This is a genomic window from Pseudomonas sp. PDM28 (genome assembly GCF_019219115.1).
GTDB lineage: Bacteria > Pseudomonadota > Gammaproteobacteria > Pseudomonadales > Pseudomonadaceae > Aquipseudomonas > Aquipseudomonas laurylsulfatiphila.
Map to the genome: position 1 here is coordinate 515,359 of NZ_JAHUWG010000002.1, position 21,613 is coordinate 536,971.

A 21,613-nucleotide genomic window follows, 5' to 3' on the forward strand; every position below is an offset into this window, starting at 1 on the left:
AGCTCCGCCTTCTTATTATTAACCCGGCTCATTTGCCCGACTCGGTGCCGTTTGGCGAGGTGACGCGAACGCCGCCCTGCCCGGCCAGAACCAGATTGCCATTGCCTGCCGCCGTCACTGCCGAGACCGAAATACGGTCCGCACGGTTGACCACCTTGAAGGTTTCGCCATTGTCACTGCTGCGAATCACCGAACCGCCGTTGCCGACGATCACGATCGAACCGTCGTCGAGCAGCGTGCCGCCGGACAGCCCGAACTCCAGGTCGCCGCGCTCAGCCTTGAGCTCGACTTGCTCCCAGGTGCTGCCGAAATCCGTGGAGCGGTAAAGGTTGCCGCGCAGGCCGTAGGCCAGCAGCGTATTGGCCTGCGCCGTGCCGATCACGCCAAACAGCGAACCTTCGTACGGACCTTCGAGTTTCTCCCAGGTCTGGCCCCAATCAGCGGAGCGGAACATGCTGCCCTGCTCGCCGACGATGAACAGCCCGGCATCCTTGACCGCGGCGATCGCGTTCAGGTGGTACTGGTCTTCGTTGTCCAGGCGGTCGCTGGCGTCCTCCCAATGCTTGCCACCGTCGGTGGTTTCCATCAGCGAGCCATAAGCGCCCACGGCAAAGCCGCTGTCGACGTCCTTGAACCAGACATCGAGCAGCGGCGATTCACGATTCAGATCTTCGAATTGCTTGGTCCAGGTCGCGCCGCCGTCCTCGCTGGCGAGGATCTGCGCGTCATGGCCGACGGCCCAGCCGTGCTTGTCATCGACAAAAAACACCGACGTCAGCAGGGCCCGGGTCGGCACCTTGGCCTGGGTCCAGGTCGCGCCCTGGTCATCGGAATACAGGATGTGCCCACGATCCCCGACCGCCACCAGGCGCTTGCCGGCGTGGACGACATCGAGCATCAGGCTTTTGGCAGCCTTGGCCGATTCAATGGAATAAACAACATCGGATGCTGGCGCCGCCGCGGCCAGCACAGGTGCCGACAGCATGGCAGAGCCCAACAGCGAGAGCGCTGTAGCCAGCAACGCTAATTTGCGCAGTGCCGGCGGGCGGCAGATACCCACACCCATGACAGGCTCACTCATAGACCTTCTCCCATTATTATTGTTAGGTCGTTCAACCTTTCTGGGCGCCGCAAGGATGCGTGTCTGGACCGGCTGTTTCAGAGCATAGTCCTGAAACCCGCAATCCAGAGCCCCTTCGGAAGCTGGCCTATCCTATCGGTGTTTTTTAATGTCTGACAATCGACGCCACGTTATGTTTTGTTAACCGAGGGGGATGGGGGCCTGGTCTGAATGGTTGGGTATTCGGTGGGGTGATTGGTGGTTGTGTTCGGTGTTCGGTGTACATATCCATTTCTTCGGTAACGGCCGCTTAGGGTTCCGCCCTTACGGCGGGTCACTTTGAAAAGCGCAAAGTAACCAAACGCTCTTGCCCCTGACATTCGGTGCCTCGCCGTGGCTCGGCATGCCCTCGCTCCGGTCCTGCTCCGTGGGCCCGCCGCCATCGGCCATCCATGGCCGGGGGCGGCTAACCCGGCATCCATGCCGGGTTGCCCACTGCGCAGAACCTGCGCTCGGCCTCACGAGGGGGCGTACACCGCAACAGCGTCCGAGGCGGCCTACCGGCCGGCCTGGTTGCTGGGTGCGTTCGTCTGTGATGTTCCTGGTCGACTGGCAGGCCGCTATCGCGTGCAAGCCCGCTCCCACAGTATTTACGGCGAACACCAATTATTCGAACGACACCAAACCTGTGGGAGCGGGCTTGCCCGCGAAGAGGCCGGCACATCTGACATTGATGCTGGCTGACAGACCGCCATCGCAGGCAAGCCAGCTCCCACAGGGTCAAAGTACATCCGCCAGATTCAGGTCGGCTGGCAGGCCGCCTTCGCGAGCAAGTCGGATCGCCGCACCGCCGCGCCCACAGAAGAGCAAAGGCAGAGCGGCGTACACCCCGCTTTTCACCACTCATCAGGCCGAGCGTTAGCTCGCCTGCAGCTCTTGATCTTGATCCACCCGCCCCCTCGGCAGGCTGAGCGCAGGTGTTCATCCGGGGATGGGCGCGCAGCGCCGTTCGACGCAGTCGAACTCATTGCATGTAGGTCGAAGCGAAGCCGACCGGAGGGCAATGCCCCCGGATGAATACCGGAGCGAAGGTACCCCGAGCCTCAGCGAGGTGCCGTACGTAAGGGGCGAGCGTTTTTTGCTTCCTTTTTTAGGCGCTTGTAAAAAAGGGAGTCGCCGTAAGGGCGAAACCGCCAGCCGCCGTTACCCAAAAAACGGATATGTACTCAATCACCCAAGAACCTGGTCGGCCCGAAGGCCGCCAAGGTCAACAGCAGACTCAAGCCAAACTCTTGCTGACCACCTCAAACACATCACTGGACAACTGCCCCGAAGCCCGAATCCGCTCCAGCTCCCCCTTCATCAAAGCCTGCCGAGCACCGTCATACTTGCGCCAGCGCGTCAAAGGCGCCAACTGCCGAGAAGCAATCTGCGGATTGAACCCGTTCAGCTCGATCACCAGATCCGCCAGGAAGCGATACCCGGAACCATCCGCCGCATGGAAGTTGATCAGGTTCTGCCCGGCAAACGCACCGACCAACGCCCGCACCTTGTTCGGGTTCTTGATGTTGAACGCCGGGTGCTGCATCAACGCCTTCACCCTTGCCAGTCCGCCCGGCAACACGCTGCCGGCCTGGACACTGAACCACTGGTCCATGACCAGCGGGTTGTCCTTGAAGTGCTCGGCGAAACTGGCCAGCGCCTTGGCCTTCTCGGCTTCGAACGGCGAATTGACCAACACGGCGAGTGCCGTCAGGCGCTCGGTCATGTTGTCGCAGGCGTCGAACTGCTCCAGCGTCGCCGCCAGAACCTCCGGCTTGCCGCTGAGCATCAGGTACGACAGCGCGATGTTCTGCAAGGCACGGCGGGCAAAATGTTCCGCCTCAGCCACATACGGAGTTTGCCTGGAAAGCTCGCGGTTGGCCTGATAACGCAGCCACAAACCATCGAACAACGCGTCAGCCAGTTGCTTGCGGGCAAACTCGCGGGCGCTGTGAATCGCCTCGACATCCGCCACTTCGCTGATTTCGGTCAGGTACGCTTCGCTTGGCAGCGAGAGCATTTCGGCGACCATGGCCTGATCCAGCGACGCGTCCGAGAGCACCGTGCGCAGCGCCGACACCAGACGCTGATCGAGCACCAGCGCTTCGCCCTTCTGCTGCTGGGCGATCAATTCCTGCAGCACCTGCACCGACAGTTGCTGGCCGGCATCCCAGCGGTTGAAACCGTCGCTGTCGTGCTGCATCAGGAACATCAACTGGTCGCGGTTGTACGGGAAGCTCAGTTTCACCGGCGCCGAGAAACCACGCAGCAGCGAAGGCAGCGGCTGTTCGGCGATGTCGACGAAGGTAAAGGTCTGCTCGGCTTCGGTCACCGAGATCACTCGGGAAGTGCCTTGGGCCGACGCCTCACCGGCAAGACGCAGGGCAATCTCGCCACCCTTGCTATCGAGCAGCCCCAGCTCGACCGGAATCACGAACGGCAGTTTTTCAACCTTGTCCGGGGTTTCCGGACAGCTCTGGCGGAAGGTCAGGCTGTAGGTTTTCGCCGCGGCATCAAAGGACTCGCTCACCGCCAGACGCGGTGTACCGGCCTGGCTGTACCAGCGCTTGAACTGGGTCAGGTCGACACCATTGGCATCTTCCATGGCCTTGATGAAGTCATCGCAGGTCACGGCCTGGCCGTCATGGCGTTCGAAGTACAGGTCGCTGCCTTTGCGGAAGCCTTCGGCGCCGAGCAGGGTGTGGATCATGCCGACCACTTCCGAGCCCTTTTCGTACACGGTCAGGGTGTAGAAGTTGGAAATCTCGATGAAGCTGTCCGGGCGCACGGCGTGGGCCATGGGGCCGGCGTCTTCGGCGAACTGGTGGGTGCGCAGGTAAGCCACATCCTGGATGCGCTTGACCGTGGCCGAGTTCATGTCCGAGGAGAAACCGGCATCGCGGAACACGGTGAAGCCTTCCTTGAGCGATAGCTGGAACCAGTCGCGGCAGGTCACGCGGTTGCCCGACCAGTTGTGGAAGTATTCGTGGGCGACGATCGCCTCGACCCGCTGGTGCGCGGCGTCGGTGGCGGTTTCGGCCTTGGCCAGCACGGCGCTGGAGTTGAAGATGTTGAGGCCCTTGTTCTCCATGGCGCCCATGTTGAAGTCGTTGACGGCGACGATCATGAAGATGTCCAGGTCGTACTCGCGACCGTAGACCTCTTCATCCCAGCGCATGGACTTCTTCAGGCTGTTCATGGCGTGCTGGCACTTGTCGATGTTTTCCGGCTCGACGTAGATGCGCAGCGCCACATTGCGCTCGCTCAGGGTGGTGAAGCTGTCTTCGACGCACCACAGATCACCGGCCACCAGCGCAAACAGGTACGCCGGTTTCTTGAACGGGTCTTCCCAGGTCGCCCAGTGCCGGCCATCTTCGCCAGGGCCGGAAGCGATCGGGTTGCCGTTGGACAGCAGCACCGGATAGCTGTGCTGCTCGGCGACCACCGTGGTGGTGAAGGTGCTCATCACGTCCGGGCGGTCGAGATAATAGGTAATCTTGCGGAAGCCTTCGGCCTCGCACTGGGTGCAGAACATCGTGCCGGACTTGTACAGGCCTTCCAGCGCGGTGTTGGTTTCCGGGTGGATCCTGACGCTGGTATCGACCGTGAAGGTAGCGCTGGTCGGCTGCAGGGTCAGGTGATTCTCGGTCAGTTGATACTGCGCAGCAGAAAGCTCCTGGTCGGCCAGGGTGACCGACAGCAGTTCCAGTTGCTGGCCGTCCAGCACCAGCGGCGGCAGCCCCGGGCCTCGCTCGGGGTTGCGGCGCATCACCAGTTGCGCATGGACCAGGCTGTGGTCCTCGTACAACTCGAAGGTCAGGTGTGTTTCGTCGATCAGGTACTCGGGCGCCTGATAGTCCTTGAGGTAGATCATCTTCGGTTGTTCGGTGCGCATGCTGGAGTCCTTACTGATGCACGGCGAGCTGGTAAGCCGTGTATTTACGAATGTTGATCACGCCGGTGTCGAAGATCAGGTATTGGCCCTTGACCCCCATCAGCGTGCCTTCGGCAATCGGGTTCTTGTCCAGGTTGAAGCTGACAATCTTCGTCGGGTATTGCTCGACCGGGTAGCGGATTTCCAGCGGTTCGACGCCGGTAACCGTCTGGATCGCCTGCAAGCCGAATCGTTCCTGCAACCCTTGCAAGCCTTCGGCGCAGCTGTCGAACAGTTGATCGCGAACCTCGGCCAGGTTCACCGCCGCCGCGTCGCCCTTGAGTAAAGCACGCCAGTTGGTCTTGTCCGCCACCTGGCTGCGAAACAGATCCTCGACGAAACCCGACTGTTGCCGGGTCGATACGCGCACGATCGGCAAGGCCTGGCTCGCGCCCTGGTCGAGCCAGCGGGTCGGCAACTGGGTGGCGCGGGTAATCCCGACTTTGATCCCCGACGAGTTGGCCAGGTACACCACGTGATCGGTCATGCAGAACTTCTCGCCCCACTCCGGCTCACGACAGGTGCCGGCGTCGAAGTGGCAGCGCTCCGGGCTCATGATGCACACGTCGCACTGGGCCAGCTTGGTCATGCACGGGTAGCAGTAACCCTGGCTGAAGCTGGTCTTGGTCTTGCGCCCGCAATGGGTGCAGTGGATCGCCCCCAGGTATTCCAGGCGCACCGTGGTCCCGATCAACGGATTGACCGGGATCTCGGTTTCGCCCAGACGGAAAGCGTATTGCACGTTCGGCCCGTCAAGGCGTGCCGACATTTTGCTGATTGCACCGCGGCCAATCTCGATCAATGGATGGCATCCGACTTGAACAGGATATTCGGCACTTCGATCGACTTCGAGGCGCATTCCTGCGGCCCCATGTAGCCGGTACGCTGGTCCTCGGGCAGGTTCTGGATTTCCCAGGCGATCATCGCCTGCAGCGACAGTTCGCGTTGTTCGGCGGTGAGTTTGCCACCGTCGGACCATTTGCCGATTTCCACGGCCAGTTTCAGGCTCTCGTAGATATCGGGGGTGATGTTCTGGATCATTTCGTTAAAAGAGGACATTGGGTCTCCGTCTCTTTATTGCATGTTCTGAAATTAGGCGGCCAGTTTACGGCGGTTATACAAACCGCCCAACAAACCGGTGAAGCATCCGATGAGTAACCCGCTGACGTGGGCCGCGTTGGCGATTTCGCCGAAGCCGATCATCGAGACCAGCCCGGACAGGCACAGCAGCAACCACACCAGCATCATCACCAGCACGCCGCGCGGCAGGCGATAAGCCGGGTTCGGCGCCAGCAGCTGGAAGATCCAGCAATGCCCGAGCAGGCCGTACAGTACGCCGGACAGGCCACCGAACAAGGTCGGGCCGCTGAAGTAGTACTGGGCGTAGTTGGAAACCAGGCTGAACACCAGGGTCAGGCCGATCAGGTTGATGCTGCCCTGGCGCGACTCGATGCGCCGCCCCAACTCCCAGTACCACATGCCGTTCATCGCCAGGTGCAGGATGCCGAAGTGGATCAACATCGGCGTGAACAGGCGCCACCACTGCCCCGCCGCCAGGCTGTCGGCCAGCGGTGTGAAGTGGAGGTATTCGCCGACTACGCGAAATTCGAGGAAGGTCAGCCAGCGCATCGTTTCCAGGTTGTCACCGAGCAAGGTGATCGCACCGACGATGAGGCTCAGCAGCAACACCAACGCAGTGGCCCTGGCGTATTTCAGCTGTTCGACAAAGCCCGGACGCTTGATGGTCTGCGCCACCGGAATGTCCAGTTGCTGGTCGGGATCGCCCGCCGGAAACCGTTCGTACAGAGCACGCACGTCTTCACTGATGTTGTCCGGCACCCACAGCACCTGCTCGCCCGCTTCTTCGCTGACCCGATGGGGCACTTGCATGCGTTTGAGCAAAGTGACGAACCCGCTCAAGTCCACCGCCAGGGGCAGACGCAAAACCGCTACAGCACTCATTGCAGCACCTCCGGCCGCTCGACATCGACCCAGACGAATTTATCCGGATCGAGGCGGGTTTCCTGATCCAGTCGATAGGCAACCAATTTGCCGTAGAGCACTGCGCTGTAATCCAGGCAGGCCAGGTTCGGGCGGATCGGTGCCGGCTTGCCGCTGCGCCAGTAATGGCCGACGAACAACAACGGCTCATCGATGCCATAGCGCAGCAAGCTGTTCTTTTCAGTGGACGTCAGCGGCGTCCGGGCCACGGGCTCAGGCAGCGCGTCCGGCTGGAACACGATGTCGCCGTAGGTTTTCGGATCGTCTTCCCAGAACTTGGTGCGGAAGAACGAACGCACCAGGCCGTCGCCGCTGGTCATGGTCAGGCCATGGGGCAAGCGCATATCGGTGCCGCGCAACAGGCGATCGAACACGGTGCAGGCAAACGAACCCGACTCCGCCGACGCCTGGAGAAAATGCTCGTCGATACAACCGTTGGGGAACAACGCCCGCAGCGGCTCGATCAGCCCGGCATCCCAGCAGGCGTGGACCACACGAAAACGCCCGGCATCGACGAACAGCGGCAGCTCATAGAACCATTGCTGGAAGTCGTGCCAGTCAGCCGGATGGCCTTCGAACTGAGTCAGGGTTTCGTGCAGCAGGCGGGCATGGCGCGGCGTGTGCTCGCGCACGAACTGCTTGCCGCTGCCGGGCAGCGCCGGCGTGCTCCAGCCCAGCGCATTGAACTCATGGTTGCCCATGATGCACAGCGCCTGACCGGCCTCGACCATGTCGTGGACGATGTGCAGCGCCTCGCGAATCCGCGGGCCGCGGTCGATGATATCGCCGACGAACACCGCCATGCGCGACGCGTGCCGCCAGACGCCACCCTGTTTGTGATAACCGAGTCGGTCGAGCAAGTGCTCCAGGGTCAGAGCGCAACCGTGCACGTCACCGATCAGGTCGTAGCTACGCGCGGGATCGAGCATCAGTCGCCTCCACCCCCCAACTTGCTGCCCCAGCCGAGCTTGGTCCGGCAGACTTCGTAGTAGTTGTGGTCGAGCGGGTGAATCAGCCGCAGTTTCTGGGCTTTTTTGCTGACGGTAATGGTGTCGCCTGGCGCGCAGGTGAAGTGGTTCTGCCCGTCACACGAGACTTGCGGGTAAATCTGCATATCCTTGGACACGACGATTTTCAGCTCACTGTTGCCATCGACCACGATCGGTCTGCCCGACAAGGTATGGGGGTACATCGGCACAATAACAATAGCGTCGAGCTTGGGGTGCATGATCGGCCCGCCGGCAGACAGCGCGTACGCGGTGGAACCGGTCGGCGTGGCGACGATCAGGCCATCGGCCTTCTGGCTGCAGACGAACTGGCCGTCGATGTACAGCTCGAATTCGATCATTCGCGTGGATTTGCCAGGGTGCAGCACGACATCGTTCAGGGCATCGCCCTGGCCGATGGCCTCACCATGGCGGCGGACTTCGGCCTGCAACAGGAAGCGGTTTTCCACCAGATAGTGGCCATCCAGCACTTCGGCGACCTTGGCCTCGAGCTCGTCGGGACGGATGTCGGTGAGGAACCCCAGGCTGCCCCGGTTGATGCCGAGCACCGGAATATTGTGCTTGGCCAGCGCCCGGGCAGCGCCAAGCAGGCTGCCGTCACCACCGACCACGATGACCATGTCGCAGACTTCGCCGAGCATCTTGCGCGACGAGGTTTGCAGGCCGTGCCCTGGCAGCACTTCGGCGATGGTGTCTTCGAGGATCACGTGCAGGTGACGATCGAGCAGAAACCGTTTCAGTCGGCGGACGGTATCCAGCACCTGGGAACTGCCCAGGCGACCGATGATGCCGATATTGCGAAATTGCTCCATGGGGCTCCTGCGGGGATCTGTGTGGCGGCGAAAACCACGATTATGGGCGAAAGCCGCCCGTAGACAAAATCCTTTCAGCTTCAAGGGTGTGCCCGGGTTTCGGGCTATGCTCGCAAGATGATGCTATTTCCGGATTTGCTCCACCTGCCCCATCAATTACGCCATCCCGAAGTGCGTGACCTGGCGTGGGTCATCCTCGCCCCGCCCATGCTGGACGATACCCCGTGGCCGCAACGTCACCCGTTGGCCGGCAGCGACTGGGTGCAGGCACCGGATCGATTGGAGCAGTGGCTGCGACAGCTGGACCGGGACAGTTATGGCTTGCTGCACTGGCTGGCCCAGGCCCGCACCCGCCGCCTGGGCCTGTACTACGAACGCCTCTGGCAATTCGCCGTGCAGCATGCGCCGGGCATTGAGCTGATTGCCGCCAACATGCCGATTCGCCGTGAAGGGCACACCCTGGGTGAGCTGGACATGCTGCTGCGCGACCGCGACGGTGTGCATCACCTGGAACTGGCGATCAAGCTCTACCTCGGCCCGCAATCCGGCGACGGGCACGACACCGCCCAGTGGCTGGGCCCGGGCTGCCACGATCGGCTCGACCGCAAACTGGCGCACCTGAGCCAGCATCAACTGCCGATTTCCGCACGCCCCGAGAGCCGTGAAGTACTGGCGGCGCTGGATATCCAGGCCTTCAGTGCCCATTTGTGGCTGGGGGGTTATTTGCTCTACCCCTGGCCCGGACAGGCCGCCCCGCCGTCGGGTGCCCATCCGCAGCATTTGCGCGGTCGCTGGCTGCATCAAAAGGATTGGCCGGCTTTGGTTGCCCAGAGCGCGCCCGGTCGCTGGCAACCCTTGCCCCGCCATGCCTGGCTGGCACCGGCGCACTATGCGGCGGAGCACACCTGGACCCCTGAACAGATGCGGGCATGGCTCAATGACCTGGACCCGTTGGCGCCGGCACAACTGCTGGTGCGCCTGACGGAGAATGCCAACGGTGACTGGGAAGAGGCCGAGCGATTGTTTCTGGTGGCGGATCTTTGGCCGAATGTGCCGGGCAATGCCTGATGCTTTCTATGTGTGGACTGGCCCCATCGCGAGCAGGCTCGCTCCCACATTGGTCACTGAAGATCCCTGTGGGAGCGAGCCTGCTCGCGATGGGGCCAGCCAGGACTGAACGGACAACCGCGAATCACTTCACAACCGAATCACATGCCCCTCGACAGGTGGGACCTGGCCATGGAACAAGCGGGAAATGACACTTTGCGCGGCCTCGTAACCTCGACTTTCAATGACTTCCAGCAAGGGTTTTTCCCGAGCTGTCACCTGCCGAATAAACCGCAGCAACCCTTCGCCAATATGCTGGCTGACCCCTTCCGGCCCCCATTCGGCATTGCGCTTGCGGATCTGGATCGGCGCAAAAAAGAACACCGGTTGTGGCCCTTCGATAGCCGTCAACCGTGCCTCATCGGTACTTTGCGCAGAACCGGCGAAGCAGCTGTAGACCAGTTGCCCGGCAAAGTGCTGGTGCACCCGATCACGTAGATCCAGGTCGCCGGAAAAATCCACATACAACGTAGGACGGTCACCGGCCAGGGCCGCCAACTCGGCATAGGACACCACGCGCTCGTAACACCCGAGGTTTTCGACAAACGCTTTGTTGCCGGCAGATGTCAGCGCCACACGTTCCAATTGCGGATGATTCTCCAGACACACGGCCGTGCCGTAGGCGGTTTTGCTGGAAGCGCTGGAGAACACCAGGCGGGTCGCTTCGAAAAACCGATTGTCGTGCAGGAAATCCGCCAGCATCGATGAAGTCAGAAACAACGGCTTGAGCAGAATCTGCAGGTTTTCGGTTTCAGGCCTGTAGAACGCATCCCAACCGCAGCGCGTGTATTGGTTGTACGCCGAGGTCAGCCCCAATCGGTGTTCAGCCCCATCGTAGAACCCACGTTCGGTGACCCGTTCCGGGCGCATCCACAGGTGGCTGGCCAGCGGAAAGTAACCGTAGAAGCGCTCGCCCACTTCGATGCCGGTCACGGTTGACGCAATGACGTCCGCGAACCCCCAGGCCGGAATGTGGCCCCAGCCCTCCTCGAATGCCGGAAAGAAGCCCCAGTAGTTCATTGAATTGCCGTAAGCCGCGTACGTAATGTTGTTGGTAGTCAGTGCGCAACGATCAATCTTCAGGATTACCTCGCCGACTGCCGGAACCAGGCTACGTCGTTCCTGCTCTATGCGGCTCTGGTCCAGAGCATTTTTACGGGTAATCAGGCGTGTTACCGTGGTGAAATCCTGCATGTTCGGTCTCCTGCTGCGACACGGTGGCGGGTCACACAAGAGTAATGACTGCCGATGAAGAGTGGGTTCGGAAACACCAGGGGCGACTCGCCCCCCCTCAATTCCCGCGCCAAGCCGCTGAAACGACCCAGCCAGGCTCGGGCGATTTTCACCGTCGAGGCGATTTACGAGGCTTTTGTTCGGATTTGGCAGCGCAACGGTTGGTCAAGACTGACCACCCGGGACGTGGCACTCGAAGCCGGCGTAGCGGTTGGCACGCTGTATGACTATTTCCCGAGCAAGAAAGCCCTGCTGTCGGGTTACATTCGGTATCGCCTGGATGTACTGCTGGCGCAAATGGATCAAGACGTCATCCAGGCAAACGACCTCGACTGGCTGGCGCGCATCAAGCGACTGATACGCCTGACCTGCGACCCTGACGATCCCCGACAACCCCTGTTCAACCATGCCGTGTCGCTCATCGAGCATCAGATCGCCGAACCCAAGCATCACCGAAGGGTGTACGAAGAACTGTCGCAAAAATGGCGGGAAGCCTTCGCGGCCTGCGGCGATTTGCCGACGCAGCCGTCAGCGCCGACTATTGAAGCCTGGGTCATCATGGCCTGGGGCGGTCGTCGCTACTGCATCACGGCACAACCGGCGGCGGAACAAACCGCCGCCTGGCTGTCGGAAATGGAAGCACTGGTTTGCAGCCGATTGGCCAGCGCGTCGCGGGACTGAGCGCTGGCAAACGAACATCAGACTTTCTTGTGCTGCTCGACCCATTGCCCATAGGCATTGATGAAACTTTGCAGGAACGGCTTGACCGACTCGGACAGCTTGCCCGCCTCGTCGAACGCCGAACCGGCGTTCCCCAGATAGGCCTCAGGTTGCTGCATCAGCGGCACATTGAGAAAAACCATGGATTGACGCAGGTTGTGGTTGGCACCAAACCCGCCGACGGCCCCCGGCGAAACGCTGATAATCGCGCCTGGTTTGCCGTTCCAGGCACTTTTCCCATAGGGACGCGAACCCACGTCAATCGCGTTTTTCAACGGTGCCGGCACCGAGCGGTTGTATTCCGGGGTCACGAACAGCACCGCGTCGGATGAACTCACTTGTTGTCGGAAAGTGCTGTAGGCTGCCGGCGGTGAAGCGCCATCGATGTCTTCGTTGTAGAGCGGCAGGTCGCCAATTTCGACGATGTTGAGCTTGAGATTGGCCGGTGCCAGTTCAGCCAGGGCCCGTGCGACCTTGCGGTTGATCGATTCCTTTCTCAAGCTGCCGACCACGACGGCGACCGAATAGACGTTGCTCATGGGAATGTCTCGACTGTCCGATATGAAGAGCTTGTAGTTATAGATGACGATTCAAGCAGCGGGCGACTGAAAACGCCGTCCCTGACTATTTTTTTCCTGTAGGAAAACTTACCTCACCCAGGCACGGTCTACAGAGCCGCAAATTGAGTGATTTATCTCCAGAGGTTCTAAGCAGATGGCAGCAGTACTCGTCGGTCAGTTCCATGCAAGAGACGCGGAAGGCCGTATTTATTCGGTGCACGAGTTCCAGGAATCCACCCCGGCGGTAGACGGTTCAGGGCCTGTCACTACCTATAAACTGGCCATTGGCGACCGTGTCAACAAGGTCGACGACAATGAATTCATGCTGGTGCAAACCGGCGTGACCATTACCCGCGAACCGCATACCGTCAGCGTTTCATAACCCGTCGTTATGAGCAGAAGTCATATGCGCGGACTTGGGGTAGGATTCAGCCACTGACTCCTCCACCTGCTGAACATGGACTTCACGCATGCGCTTACGCCATATCGAAGTGATCCAGGCGCTCCTGCAGACCGGTCACCTGGGCACCGCCGCCGAATGGCTGCAGTTGCCAGTGGCCGAAGTCGAGCGCTTGCTGCGCGACGCCGAGGATCAGTTGGGGTTCATGCTGTTCGCCAGCGTTCGCGGACGATTGCAGGCCACCCGCGAAGCGCAGCAATTGCAGGTGGAAATTGCCCGGGTCTACGACGCGCTCGAACCGGTGCAGCGTCTGGCCAACAGCCTCAGGCAATACCTGGCGCCGCCGCTGCGCATCATCTGCACACCGCCCCTGGCCAACCAATTGTTGCCTCACAGCATCGCGGCCCTGCGTCGACGCCTGCCCGACGCGCCTTGCACACTGCTGAGCCAGCCGACCCGCGACATCGTCAGAAGCCTGCTGCTGCGTGAAAGCGATCTGGGGCTGAGCCTGCACGATCCCGATCACGCCGACCTCGATTGCCAGGTGATTGCCCAGGGCAAACTTCAGTTGCTCGCCCCCCATGGCTGGCTGCAACCGAAACAGAAATACATTTCACTGCAGGACCTGGCCGGCCAATCGATGATCGGCCTGGAGGGGCACGACCCGCTGAGCCCGGCACTGGAAAACAAACTGCACGGCTTGCGCCCTGCCCCGGTGATCCAGACCCGGGTGCAGACGCACCAGATGATGCGCAGCATGGTCGAGGCCGGCGAAGGCCTGGCCATCGTCGACCCCTTCACCGCCCTCGGCGCCAAAGCCTCGGGACTGGACAGCTGCCCGCTGGCACCCGCCATCCCGGTCAGCCTCTACGCCCTGTCCTTGAAAAACGCCGAAGCGTCTCCGGCGGTTCAGACCCTGTTGGCCATCATCACGGAACAAGCCGCGGCGATGCTGACGAACTGAGCGGGTTTTCCAGCGGGTTTTCGAATATTCGATACCAGAACAGCGCCACTTCAGCGGTGTTCGGATCGATGCCGCGATAGCGCAGGTGATCGACCCCGCCGATCATGTAACCGCAGCGTTCATAGAGCCGGCAGGCTCCCAGGTTGTTGTTCTGGGTTTCGAGCATGATGCCCGGGAGTTTCTTCTTGCGGCTCCAGAACTGCGCCACATCCAGCAGAGCCTTGGCCACGCCGTGCCGCCGGGCCGGCGCATGCACCGCCAGTTCGTCGATATGGGCAAAGCCGTTCCAGTTGGTGCTGACCACCAGGTGCCCCACGGGCTCGTCATCCAGATAGGCCATGAAAATCGCGCTGTCGGCGGCATCGCGAAAGCTGCTGAACTCCTCCGGGTCGATGCCGTAGCACTTGCGGTAAGGCGTGATCGGCGTCACCGGCCACTGTGCGACCGGTTTGCCGATTTCGGCCGCACCATAGGCCGCGACTTCAAAACTGAAATCACTGCCCCAGATGTAGGCGGCAAAACCTTCATCGGCAACCCGTACCGACAACCCTGGATAATTCGGATTTATAACCGGCTGCATACTGGGAAAGGTCCTCACTCCTTGATGCAATCGACGGTGTAGCACCGCCCACTGCTCTGATCTTCGTGTTGCAATCCGTGCACATCAGCAACGAACCCCGGGAAATTGCTATCGAACGTGCGGGCAAACGCCAGGTAATCGATGATCGAGCGGGTCGACTCGGTAAAGCGTTCACCCGGCATGATCAACGGAATGCCGGGTGGGTACGGCACCAGCATCACCGCGGCGATCCGTCCGTCCAGCGCATCGATCGATACGGCTTCGACTTCACCGCGCACCAATTGATCATAGGCGTCCGCCGGCTTCATCGCGACTTCCGGCAGTACCGTGTACATGCGCTTGAGGTGCCTGGCGGTGGCATTGCTGCGATAACAGGCATGCAACTGATCGCATAGATCACGCAGGCCCATGCCCTGATACCGCGCGACATTCTCCTGCGCCACGCAAGGCAGGCAACTGGCCAGACTGACGTTGGCGTCATAGCTGCGCTTGAACTCCAGCAATTCGGTGAGCAGCGTGCTCCACTTGCCCTTGGTGATGCCCATGGAGAACAACACCAGGAACGAATACAGCCCGGTCTTCTCTACCACCAGGCCACGCTCCCAAAGGAACTTGCTGACCACCGCCGCCGGAATCCCGCGCTCGCTGAGGGCGCCACCGGCCGTCAGCCCCGGCATCACCAGCGTGACCTTGATCGGGTCGAGCAGCACATAATCCTCGGTCACGCCGCCAAAGCCGTGCCAGTCGGCGTCCGGCTGCAGCAACCAGTCCTCGGTGACGACCCGCTCGATGCCTTGTGCCGACGGCGGTTGCCAGATCGAAAACCACCAGTCATCAGCGGCAATATGCTGGCGCAAGTTAGCCAGCGCCCGGCGAAAACTCAGGGCTTCGTCGAACATTTCCTGCAGCAGCGAACGCCCGGCCGGCCCTTCCATCATCGCCGAAGCCACATCCAGCGAGGCGATGATGCCGTACTGCGGCGAGGTCGAGATGTGCATCATGAACGCTTCGTTGAAGCGATCCCGGTCCAGTTGCCGCGCGCCGCCATCACGTACGTGAATCATCGACGCCTGACTGAAGGCCGCCAGCAACTTGTGGGTGGAATGGGTGGTGAACACCAACGGACTGTCTTCATCACGGGACGTGCCCATGCCGTAGCGCCCGGCAAAAAACTCATGGAACGCCGCATAGGCGTACCAGGCCTCGTCGAAGTGCAGCACCTCGACGCTATTGCCCAGTTGCTGCCTGATCAGTTCGGCGTTGTAGCAGAGGCCGTCATAGGTCGAATTGGTCACTACGGCGAGCTTGACCTTCGGTGCACGCCCCTTGGTCAGCGGGCTGGCGTCGATCTTGGCCTGGATCGATTCGCGGCTGAACTCGCTCAGGGGAATCGGGCCGATGATCCCCAGTTCATTACGCTCCGGACACAAGTACAGCGGGATCGCGCCGGTCATGATGATCGAGTGCAGCACCGACTTGTGGCAATTGCGATCCACCAGCACCAGGTCATCGCGAGCGACCACCGAGTGCCAGACAATCTTGTTGGCCGTGGACGTGCCATTGATTACGAAAAAGGTGTGATCGGCGCCGAAATTACGGGCTGCGCGGGCCTCGGCTTCGGCCAGGGGGCCGGTGTGATCGAGCAAGGAACCGAGCTCCGGCACCGACACCGAAAGATCCGAGCGCAGGGTGTTTTCCCCGAAAAACTGGTGAAACGCCTGCCCGACCGGGCTTTTGTGATACGCCACGCCACCGCCGTGACCGGGGGTGTGCCAGGAATAGTTGGAATCCGCGGTGTGCTGCACCAGGGCCTTGAAGAACGGCGGCAACAGGCCATCCAGGTATTTGCGCGCAGCACGGGCCACCTGTCGGGCAAGAAAGGGCACGGTGTCTTCAAACAGGTAAAGAATACCGCGCAACTGGTTGAGCTCGGCCATGGCATCGGCGGGCGCGTTTTCCAGGGTCACTTTTTCGCCCAGGGCGAAGATCGGCAGATCCGGCGCACGCACTCGCGCCAGACCGATCAGTTCGGCCATGTTTTGCAACAAATGCGAATGGGTGCTGGCGTCCTCCGACGCTATCAACATGCAGGACAGGCCATGGTAGGTCGATGCCACCAGTCGTCCTTCGGTGTAGTCCACCGCCGAAACGACGCTGAAGCCTTCCTGCTCCAGCTCCCGGGCAATCCCCCGCACGCGGTCGCCGGCGACGCTGTCGGCCTTGATGTCGCGATGGACAATCAGGACCGGGAATTTCAAATCTTTATACATGAGGCTCAGTGTCCTGAGGCGGCAGACCAGAGCCTGCCAATCACCTCAGGGTAGAGTGTTGCAGCGCAAGTGGCGAGCGGGACGCACCACTTTGTGGCGACGAGAGCGCTTCCCTGTGGCGAGGGGGCTTGCCCCCGTTGGGTCGCGAAGCGACCCCCAACAATCTTTCGGATAAACCGCAGAGAATGGAATTACGTCTGCTTCGCAGCCGAACGGGGGCAAGCCCCCTCGCCACAAAAGCAGTGGTTGCAAAATGGGGGGAATTACGCCTGCGCCTCAGCCTCTGCCAACTGCACCCACAACGCCGGGGCACCAGCGGATTTGCCGATGATTTCCAGGCGTGCCGCGTGGCGGGCCAGGTCGTCTTCGCTGGCGCGGATGATGCGCGTCGGCTGGCGATCCGCCGGCAAACGACGGATTTCGGTGGCCGAATTGTCCGCCCCTTCACCGGAGCCATTGCCATCGGAGGCGTTACCGGCCAGGGACAGGCTGGTCTGCCCGCCGGTCATGGTCAGGTAGACGTCGGCGAGAATCTCGGAGTCGAGCAAGGCGCCGTGCAGTTCACGGCCGGAGTTGTCGACGCCATAACGTTTGCACAAGGCGTCGAGGCTGTTGCGCTGCCCCGGGTGACGTTCCCGGGCCATCATCAGGGTGTCGAGGATCGAGCAGTGCTGCGTGATGTCCGCGCGGTCCTGCTGCCCCATCAGGGCGAATTCGTTGTTGATGAAGCCAACGTCGAACGCCGCGTTATGGATGATCAGCTGCGCGCCCTTGATGAACTCGAAGAACTCTTCGGCCACCTCGGCAAAACGCGGCTTGCCGACGAGGAATTCGTTGGTGATGCCGTGAACGCCGATGGCGCCCTCGTCACTTTCGCGATCGGGCTGCAGGTAGACGTGAAAGTGCCGGCCCGTCAGGCGGCGGCCGATCAACTCGACACAACCGATTTCGATAATCCGGTGGCCGTCGGTCACCGGCATGCCGGTGGTTTCGGTGTCGAGTACAACGGATCTGGTGGCCATCAGTGCTCAGCTCTCAATCGGTCAATCGTGCAAAAGCAGCGATGTTATCACGCTTGCAGGGGCTTTCAGATATACCGAGTCGCCACCTTCGCGGCGCGGTGCATCGGTAGTACCGGAATCAGCCCTGCTTGTACCCGCGCACTTCGTCGACGCCACGGTTGGCCAACTGGTCGGCGCGTTCGTTGCCGTGATGGCCAATGTGCCCGCGCACCCATTTCCAGGTGACCTTGTGGCGGTTGACCTGCTCGTCGAGCAACTTCCACAGGTCAGCGTTTTTCACCGGCTCCTTCGCCGCGGTTTTCCAGCCGCGCTTCTTCCAGTTGTCCATCCACTCGTTGATGCCTTTCATCACGTACTGGGAGTCGGTCACCAGCAGCACCTCGCAGGGACGCTTGAGCTCTTCCAGGCCACGGATCGCGCCCATCAGCTCCATGCGGTTGTTGGTGGTATTGGCTTCGCCGCCCCAGAGTTCCTTTTCAACGCCCTTGCACACCAGCAGTGCGCCCCAGCCGCCAGGGCCAGGGTTGCCCTTGCAGGCGCCGTCGGTGAACAGTTCTACGCTATCGCTCATGCCAATCTATCCAGAAAATGCGCCGGCCCGCCGATCGCAGATCGACGACGCCCGAAGCCGGGACAGGCCCGGCCGCAAATGAAAAGTGTGTATTACGGTTCGATGTTGCGACGGTTGACCTTGGCCATCGGCAAAGGAATCAACTTGCCCATCGGCTCGCGCCGCTCCTGACGGACCGGCCGCAGGCCCACCACGATCTTGCGTGCCACCAATAAATAGAAGCCGCCGCCCGACAGTTGCCAGTCTCCGGCCTTGCGCTCCCAACCGGCCAGGCGGGCCTGCCACGCCGGTGACGCAAGCGGCGGACGATAGCACCCGAAGCGGCGTTTCTCCAGCGCGAAGCCCAGCAGGTTCAGCCAGTCCGCGACCCGTGACGGCGAAATGCAACGCGCCTTGCGCAGCCCATCCTGGGCAAACACATGCCGCAGGCCCCAACTGCTCCAGGGATTGATGCCGATAATCAGCAAATGCCCACCGGGCCGCACGCTGCTTGCCGCCTCGCGCAGCAAACCGTGGGGCGACAGGCAGAAATCGAGGCCATGTTGCAGCACCACCACATCGGCGGCGTGCTCGCTGAGCGGCCAGGCCTGTTCTTCACAGGCGATCTCGACCCCCGGCAACGGCGCGCCAAGGCGTACGTTGCGCTGCACCTGCGGCGCTGACGGCGGGGTCTGGGCCGAGGGACCGTAATGCACCAGATAGCCACCAAAGAACCGCCCGAGCTCGTCTTCGAGCATGCGACGCTCTTCGTCCAGCAGGAATTGCCCGATCGGACCTTCCAGCCACTCGCGGGCGGCGCTGATCAACGCCAGCCAGTCAGGATCAGCCTGTGCGAACGCTTTATCAGTCATTGCATTCTCCAACGCGCCAGGAAGTTCTAAGATGCGCCATTGTTTTCCGCTTGGCGAATCCGACGATGATACAGATCACAGCCCTGCCCGCCTTCACCGACAACTACATCTGGTTGTTACAAGACCACGGCAGCAAACGCTGCGCAGTGGTCGACCCGGGTGATGCCGCCCCGGTACACGCCTGGCTCACTGCAAATCCGGGCTGGGTACTGAGTGATATTTTGATCACTCACCACCATCATGACCACGTCGGCGGCGTCGAACAGCTGAAAAAAGCGACGGACGCGAAAGTCTATGGTCCGGCCAGCGAAACGATCCCGGCGCGGGACGTTGCGCTCAAGGACAACGACCGCATCAGCGTGCTGGGGCTGGACTTCGATATCTTCGCGGTCCCCGGGCACACCCTGGGGCATATCGCCTATTACCATCACGGTTTGCTGTTCTGCGGCGACACCCTGTTTGCGGCCGGCTGCGGGCGGTTGTTCGAAGGCACGCCACAGCAAATGCACAGCTCGCTGACACGCCTCGCTGCGCTGCCGGAAGACACGCTGGTCTACTGCACCCACGAATACACCCTGAGCAATCTGAAGTTTGCCGCAGCCGTCGAACCGAACAATCCGGATACGGCCGAACGCCTGGCCAAAGTCACCCGCCAACGGGAATCCGGGATCATGACGCTGCCGTCGACACTGGCACTGGAAAAGCTCACAAACCCGTTTTTGCGCGCTGCTGAAACATCCGTTAAAGAAAAAGCGGACGAACGGACCGGCACCGATAACTCGGCGCCCGATATGGTTTTTGCTGCGCTGCGAGCGTGGAAAGACACGTTCTAAAGGGGTCCCCCAAGGCTGTAACAACTCTGAAAGGTTGACCGCGCAGGGTGCGCTTTCTAGAATCGCCCGACATTTTTGCCCGGAACTTACTTCCAGCCAATGTCGTCACCTATTCGCAAAGCCATCAGTTCCGACGCATTGACCCGCCTGGCTCAAGCCATTGCGGTGGCTGTGTCCGCCACCCTGGCGGGCTGTTCCAGCCATGCGCCGCAGACCGATGCGGCGCACACGCAGAACATCGCCGCGCGCGCCAAGCAGAAGCCGATCTGGCTCAGCGAAAAGCCCAGCCCGCAAATTCCACAGGACGTCTGGGAGCGTATGCGCCAGGGCTTCCAGTTGCAGGACGGGCTGGGTGTCAACCCACGCATCGAGCAGCAGCGCCTGTGGTTCGCCAGCAATCCGTCGTTCCTCGAAAACGCCGGCGAACGTGGCAGCCTCTACATTCACTACATCGTCGAACGCCTTGAAGAGCGCAACATGCCGCTGGAACTGGCCCTGCTGCCAGTGATTGAAAGTGCCTACAACCCGATGGCCTACTCCCGGGCCGACGCGGTGGGTCTTTGGCAATTCATCCCGTCCACCGGGCGTTACTTCAACCTGCGCCAGACCCGTTTCTATGATGGCCGTCGCGACATCACCGCGTCGACCACCGCCGCGTTGGATTACCTGACCCGCCTGCACGACATGTTCAACGGCGACTGGATGCTGGCCCTGGCGGCGTACAACGCCGGCGAAGGCACCGTCAGCCGGGCCATCGAGCGCAACGAGCGCCTCGGCCTGCCAACCGACTACTGGAACCTGCCGCTGCCCTCGGAAACCCAGGCCTATGTGCCGAAGCTGCTGGCGCTGTCGCAAGTGGTGATGGCGCCGGAAGCCTACGGCGTGAACCTCAACCCGATCGCCAACCAACCCTATTTCCAGGTCGTCGAAATCAACCAGCGCATGGACCTGTCCAAGGTCGCTGAAGTCGCCAATATCGACGAAGACGAACTGTTCCAGCTCAACCCGGCTTTCAAGCAGCGCACCACCATCGACGGCCCGCAGCACCTGCTGGTGCCGACCTCCAAGGCGCAACTGCTGACCAGCAGCCTGCAGACCATGCGCCCTGAAGAGCTGATCAGCAAGAAATCGCTCAAGCCGGTCTTCGAAGGCGCCGACGACACCCAGGTCGCCAGCGCCAGGCGCTCCTACCGGGTCAAACGGGGTGACAACCTCGGCTCCATCGCCAAGGCCAACAACGTTGACGTGAAGGACCTGCAACGCTGGAACAAACTGACCGGCAAGAATCTCAAGCCCGGCCAGACCCTGGTCATGCAGGACAACAGCAAACGCAGCTCGGGGCGCGTCAACACCGTGATTGCCGCCAACTCCAAAAAGCAGCAGACCAAGTACAAGGTCCAGCGAGGCGATTCGCTGGCCCTCGTGGCCAAGCGCTTCAACGTCGAGATGCAGCACCTCAAGCGCTGGAATCCTCGTGTCGGCCAGGCGCTGAAACCCGGCCAGATGTTGACGGTAGCCAATCCGCATTAAAAAGAGCCCCTGATTCCAGGGGCTTTTTTATGCCTGCTCAGTTTTTGTGGGCAGTGCAAAAACCTGTGGGAGCGAGCTTGCTCGCGATGACGGCGTATCAGTTTGCATTGATGGCG

General features: G+C 61.3%; 20 protein-coding genes. 6 read left to right on the top strand and 14 right to left on the bottom strand.

Annotated features, from left to right (window positions below; translation table 11 throughout):
* Positions 1-28 precede the first annotated feature (28 nt).
* The 7 genes from KW841_RS05495 to KW841_RS05525 all read right to left on the bottom strand — a co-directional run bounded on the left by KW841_RS05495 (position 29) and on the right by KW841_RS05525 (position 8,856).
* Positions 29-1,081 (bottom strand): YCF48-related protein, encoded by a 1,053-nt coding sequence (locus KW841_RS05495; protein WP_015095361.1) that lies wholly within the window; start codon positions 1,079-1,081, stop codon positions 29-31.
* A gap of 1,258 nt (positions 1,082-2,339) precedes the next feature.
* Entirely contained in the window at positions 2,340-4,997 is a 2,658-nt protein-coding gene (gene pepN / locus KW841_RS05500; RefSeq protein ID WP_218474266.1) for an aminopeptidase N, read from the bottom strand.
* 10 nt (positions 4,998-5,007) lie between these two features.
* Positions 5,008-5,838 carry a DUF2797 domain-containing protein gene (locus KW841_RS05505; protein WP_218474268.1) on the bottom strand — a complete coding sequence of 277 codons (831 nt, stop codon included), beginning with the start codon at positions 5,836-5,838 and terminating at the stop codon, positions 5,008-5,010.
* The gene (locus KW841_RS05510) at positions 5,835-6,095 is read right to left on the bottom strand and encodes a YeaC family protein (protein ID WP_007979148.1); all 261 of its coding nucleotides are present in this window, start codon (positions 6,093-6,095) and stop codon (positions 5,835-5,837) included. The genes KW841_RS05505 and KW841_RS05510 overlap by 4 nt, the downstream gene beginning before the upstream one ends.
* 33 nt (positions 6,096-6,128) lie before the next feature.
* On the bottom strand, positions 6,129-6,998 hold the full coding sequence (locus KW841_RS05515; protein WP_218474270.1) for a rhomboid family intramembrane serine protease: 870 nt from the start codon (positions 6,996-6,998) through the stop codon (positions 6,129-6,131).
* The gene (locus KW841_RS05520; RefSeq protein ID WP_371319497.1) at positions 6,995-7,969 is read right to left on the bottom strand and encodes a metallophosphoesterase; all 975 of its coding nucleotides are present in this window, start codon (positions 7,967-7,969) and stop codon (positions 6,995-6,997) included. The genes KW841_RS05515 and KW841_RS05520 overlap by 4 nt, the downstream gene beginning before the upstream one ends.
* Positions 7,966-8,856: an NAD(+) kinase gene (locus KW841_RS05525; RefSeq protein WP_007979142.1), complete on the bottom strand. Its 891-nt coding sequence runs from the start codon at positions 8,854-8,856 to the stop codon at positions 7,966-7,968. Before KW841_RS05525 ends, KW841_RS05520 begins: the two co-directional genes overlap by 4 nt.
* A gap of 117 nt (positions 8,857-8,973) precedes the next feature.
* Between KW841_RS05525 and KW841_RS05530 the strand changes: the two genes are divergently transcribed.
* Positions 8,974-9,924, top strand: a complete 951-nt coding sequence (locus KW841_RS05530) for a DUF1853 family protein (protein WP_218474273.1) — start codon at positions 8,974-8,976, stop codon at positions 9,922-9,924.
* A gap of 129 nt (positions 9,925-10,053) precedes the next feature.
* On the opposite strand, the gene KW841_RS05535 is transcribed toward KW841_RS05530, so the two are convergent.
* Positions 10,054-11,157 carry a DUF2855 family protein gene (locus tag KW841_RS05535; RefSeq protein WP_218474276.1) on the bottom strand — a complete coding sequence of 368 codons (1,104 nt, stop codon included), beginning with the start codon at positions 11,155-11,157 and terminating at the stop codon, positions 10,054-10,056.
* A gap of 54 nt (positions 11,158-11,211) precedes the next feature.
* Here KW841_RS05535 and KW841_RS05540 point away from each other — a divergent pair, with 54 nt between their 5' ends.
* Entirely contained in the window at positions 11,212-11,877 is a 666-nt protein-coding gene (locus KW841_RS05540; RefSeq protein ID WP_218474279.1) for a TetR/AcrR family transcriptional regulator, read from the top strand.
* A 17-nt stretch (positions 11,878-11,894) separates the two neighbouring features.
* Here KW841_RS05540 and KW841_RS05545 read toward each other — a convergent pair whose 3' ends face one another.
* On the bottom strand, positions 11,895-12,455 hold the full coding sequence (locus KW841_RS05545) for an NADPH-dependent FMN reductase (protein ID WP_007979138.1): 561 nt from the start codon (positions 12,453-12,455) through the stop codon (positions 11,895-11,897).
* A gap of 175 nt (positions 12,456-12,630) precedes the next feature.
* On the opposite strand from KW841_RS05545, the gene KW841_RS05550 reads away from it, so the two are divergent.
* Together KW841_RS05550 and KW841_RS05555 are read left to right on the top strand one after the other, a co-directional pair.
* Entirely contained in the window at positions 12,631-12,858 is a 228-nt protein-coding gene (locus tag KW841_RS05550) for a hypothetical protein (protein WP_218474281.1), read from the top strand.
* An 88-nt stretch (positions 12,859-12,946) separates the two neighbouring features.
* Positions 12,947-13,840 (top strand): LysR substrate-binding domain-containing protein, encoded by an 894-nt coding sequence (locus tag KW841_RS05555; protein WP_218474284.1) that lies wholly within the window; start codon positions 12,947-12,949, stop codon positions 13,838-13,840.
* On the opposite strand, the gene KW841_RS05560 is transcribed toward KW841_RS05555, so the two are convergent.
* From KW841_RS05560 to KW841_RS05580, 5 genes are all read right to left on the bottom strand, one after another.
* The gene (locus KW841_RS05560; RefSeq protein WP_218474286.1) at positions 13,806-14,420 is read right to left on the bottom strand and encodes a GNAT family N-acetyltransferase; all 615 of its coding nucleotides are present in this window, start codon (positions 14,418-14,420) and stop codon (positions 13,806-13,808) included. The two genes, KW841_RS05555 and KW841_RS05560, sit on opposite strands and share 35 nt — an antisense overlap.
* 14 nt (positions 14,421-14,434) lie before the next feature.
* A complete protein-coding gene (locus KW841_RS05565) occupies positions 14,435-16,690 on the bottom strand; it encodes an arginine/lysine/ornithine decarboxylase (protein ID WP_218474288.1) in 2,256 nt (751 codons plus the stop codon).
* A gap of 263 nt (positions 16,691-16,953) precedes the next feature.
* A complete protein-coding gene (dnaQ, locus tag KW841_RS05570) occupies positions 16,954-17,712 on the bottom strand; it encodes a DNA polymerase III subunit epsilon (protein ID WP_046037200.1) in 759 nt (252 codons plus the stop codon).
* A 118-nt stretch (positions 17,713-17,830) separates the two neighbouring features.
* The gene (gene rnhA, locus KW841_RS05575) at positions 17,831-18,283 is read right to left on the bottom strand and encodes a ribonuclease HI (protein WP_007979123.1); all 453 of its coding nucleotides are present in this window, start codon (positions 18,281-18,283) and stop codon (positions 17,831-17,833) included.
* A gap of 92 nt (positions 18,284-18,375) precedes the next feature.
* Positions 18,376-19,134, bottom strand: a complete 759-nt coding sequence (locus KW841_RS05580; RefSeq protein ID WP_218474291.1) for a class I SAM-dependent methyltransferase — start codon at positions 19,132-19,134, stop codon at positions 18,376-18,378.
* Between the two features lie 65 nt (positions 19,135-19,199).
* Between KW841_RS05580 and gloB the strand changes: the two genes are divergently transcribed.
* Both gloB and KW841_RS05590 read left to right on the top strand, forming a co-directional pair.
* Positions 19,200-19,967 carry a hydroxyacylglutathione hydrolase gene (gene gloB, locus KW841_RS05585; RefSeq protein ID WP_218474295.1) on the top strand — a complete coding sequence of 256 codons (768 nt, stop codon included), beginning with the start codon at positions 19,200-19,202 and terminating at the stop codon, positions 19,965-19,967.
* 99 nt (positions 19,968-20,066) lie between these two features.
* Complete coding sequence (locus tag KW841_RS05590; protein ID WP_218474297.1) at positions 20,067-21,497, top strand: transglycosylase SLT domain-containing protein; 1,431 nt, start codon at positions 20,067-20,069, stop codon at positions 21,495-21,497.
* Positions 21,498-21,613: the final 116 nt, after the last annotated feature.

What these genes read in the sequence shown, in the direction of transcription:
- KW841_RS05535 (WP_218474276.1), bottom strand. Translation starts at nt 11,157, where the DNA reads ATGCAGGATTTCACCACGGTAACACGCCTGATTACCCGTAAAAATGCT.
- KW841_RS05495 (WP_015095361.1), bottom strand. Translation starts at nt 1,081, where the DNA reads ATGAGTGAGCCTGTCATGGGTGTGGGTATCTGCCGCCCGCCGGCACTG.
- KW841_RS05525 (WP_007979142.1), bottom strand. Translation starts at nt 8,856, where the DNA reads ATGGAGCAATTTCGCAATATCGGCATCATCGGTCGCCTGGGCAGTTCC.
- pepN (WP_218474266.1), bottom strand. Translation starts at nt 4,997, where the DNA reads ATGCGCACCGAACAACCGAAGATGATCTACCTCAAGGACTATCAGGCG.
- KW841_RS05545 (WP_007979138.1), bottom strand. Translation starts at nt 12,455, where the DNA reads ATGAGCAACGTCTATTCGGTCGCCGTCGTGGTCGGCAGCTTGAGAAAG.
- KW841_RS05530 (WP_218474273.1), top strand. Translation starts at nt 8,974, where the DNA reads ATGATGCTATTTCCGGATTTGCTCCACCTGCCCCATCAATTACGCCAT.
- KW841_RS05510 (WP_007979148.1), bottom strand. Translation starts at nt 6,095, where the DNA reads ATGTCCTCTTTTAACGAAATGATCCAGAACATCACCCCCGATATCTAC.
- gloB (WP_218474295.1), top strand. Translation starts at nt 19,200, where the DNA reads ATGATACAGATCACAGCCCTGCCCGCCTTCACCGACAACTACATCTGG.
- KW841_RS05540 (WP_218474279.1), top strand. Translation starts at nt 11,212, where the DNA reads ATGAAGAGTGGGTTCGGAAACACCAGGGGCGACTCGCCCCCCCTCAAT.
- rnhA (WP_007979123.1), bottom strand. Translation starts at nt 18,283, where the DNA reads ATGAGCGATAGCGTAGAACTGTTCACCGACGGCGCCTGCAAGGGCAAC.
- KW841_RS05590 (WP_218474297.1), top strand. Translation starts at nt 20,067, where the DNA reads ATGTCGTCACCTATTCGCAAAGCCATCAGTTCCGACGCATTGACCCGC.
- KW841_RS05580 (WP_218474291.1), bottom strand. Translation starts at nt 19,134, where the DNA reads ATGACTGATAAAGCGTTCGCACAGGCTGATCCTGACTGGCTGGCGTTG.
- KW841_RS05555 (WP_218474284.1), top strand. Translation starts at nt 12,947, where the DNA reads ATGCGCTTACGCCATATCGAAGTGATCCAGGCGCTCCTGCAGACCGGT.
- KW841_RS05560 (WP_218474286.1), bottom strand. Translation starts at nt 14,420, where the DNA reads ATGCAGCCGGTTATAAATCCGAATTATCCAGGGTTGTCGGTACGGGTT.
- KW841_RS05515 (WP_218474270.1), bottom strand. Translation starts at nt 6,998, where the DNA reads ATGAGTGCTGTAGCGGTTTTGCGTCTGCCCCTGGCGGTGGACTTGAGC.
- dnaQ (WP_046037200.1), bottom strand. Translation starts at nt 17,712, where the DNA reads ATGGCCACCAGATCCGTTGTACTCGACACCGAAACCACCGGCATGCCG.
- KW841_RS05565 (WP_218474288.1), bottom strand. Translation starts at nt 16,690, where the DNA reads ATGTATAAAGATTTGAAATTCCCGGTCCTGATTGTCCATCGCGACATC.
- KW841_RS05550 (WP_218474281.1), top strand. Translation starts at nt 12,631, where the DNA reads ATGGCAGCAGTACTCGTCGGTCAGTTCCATGCAAGAGACGCGGAAGGC.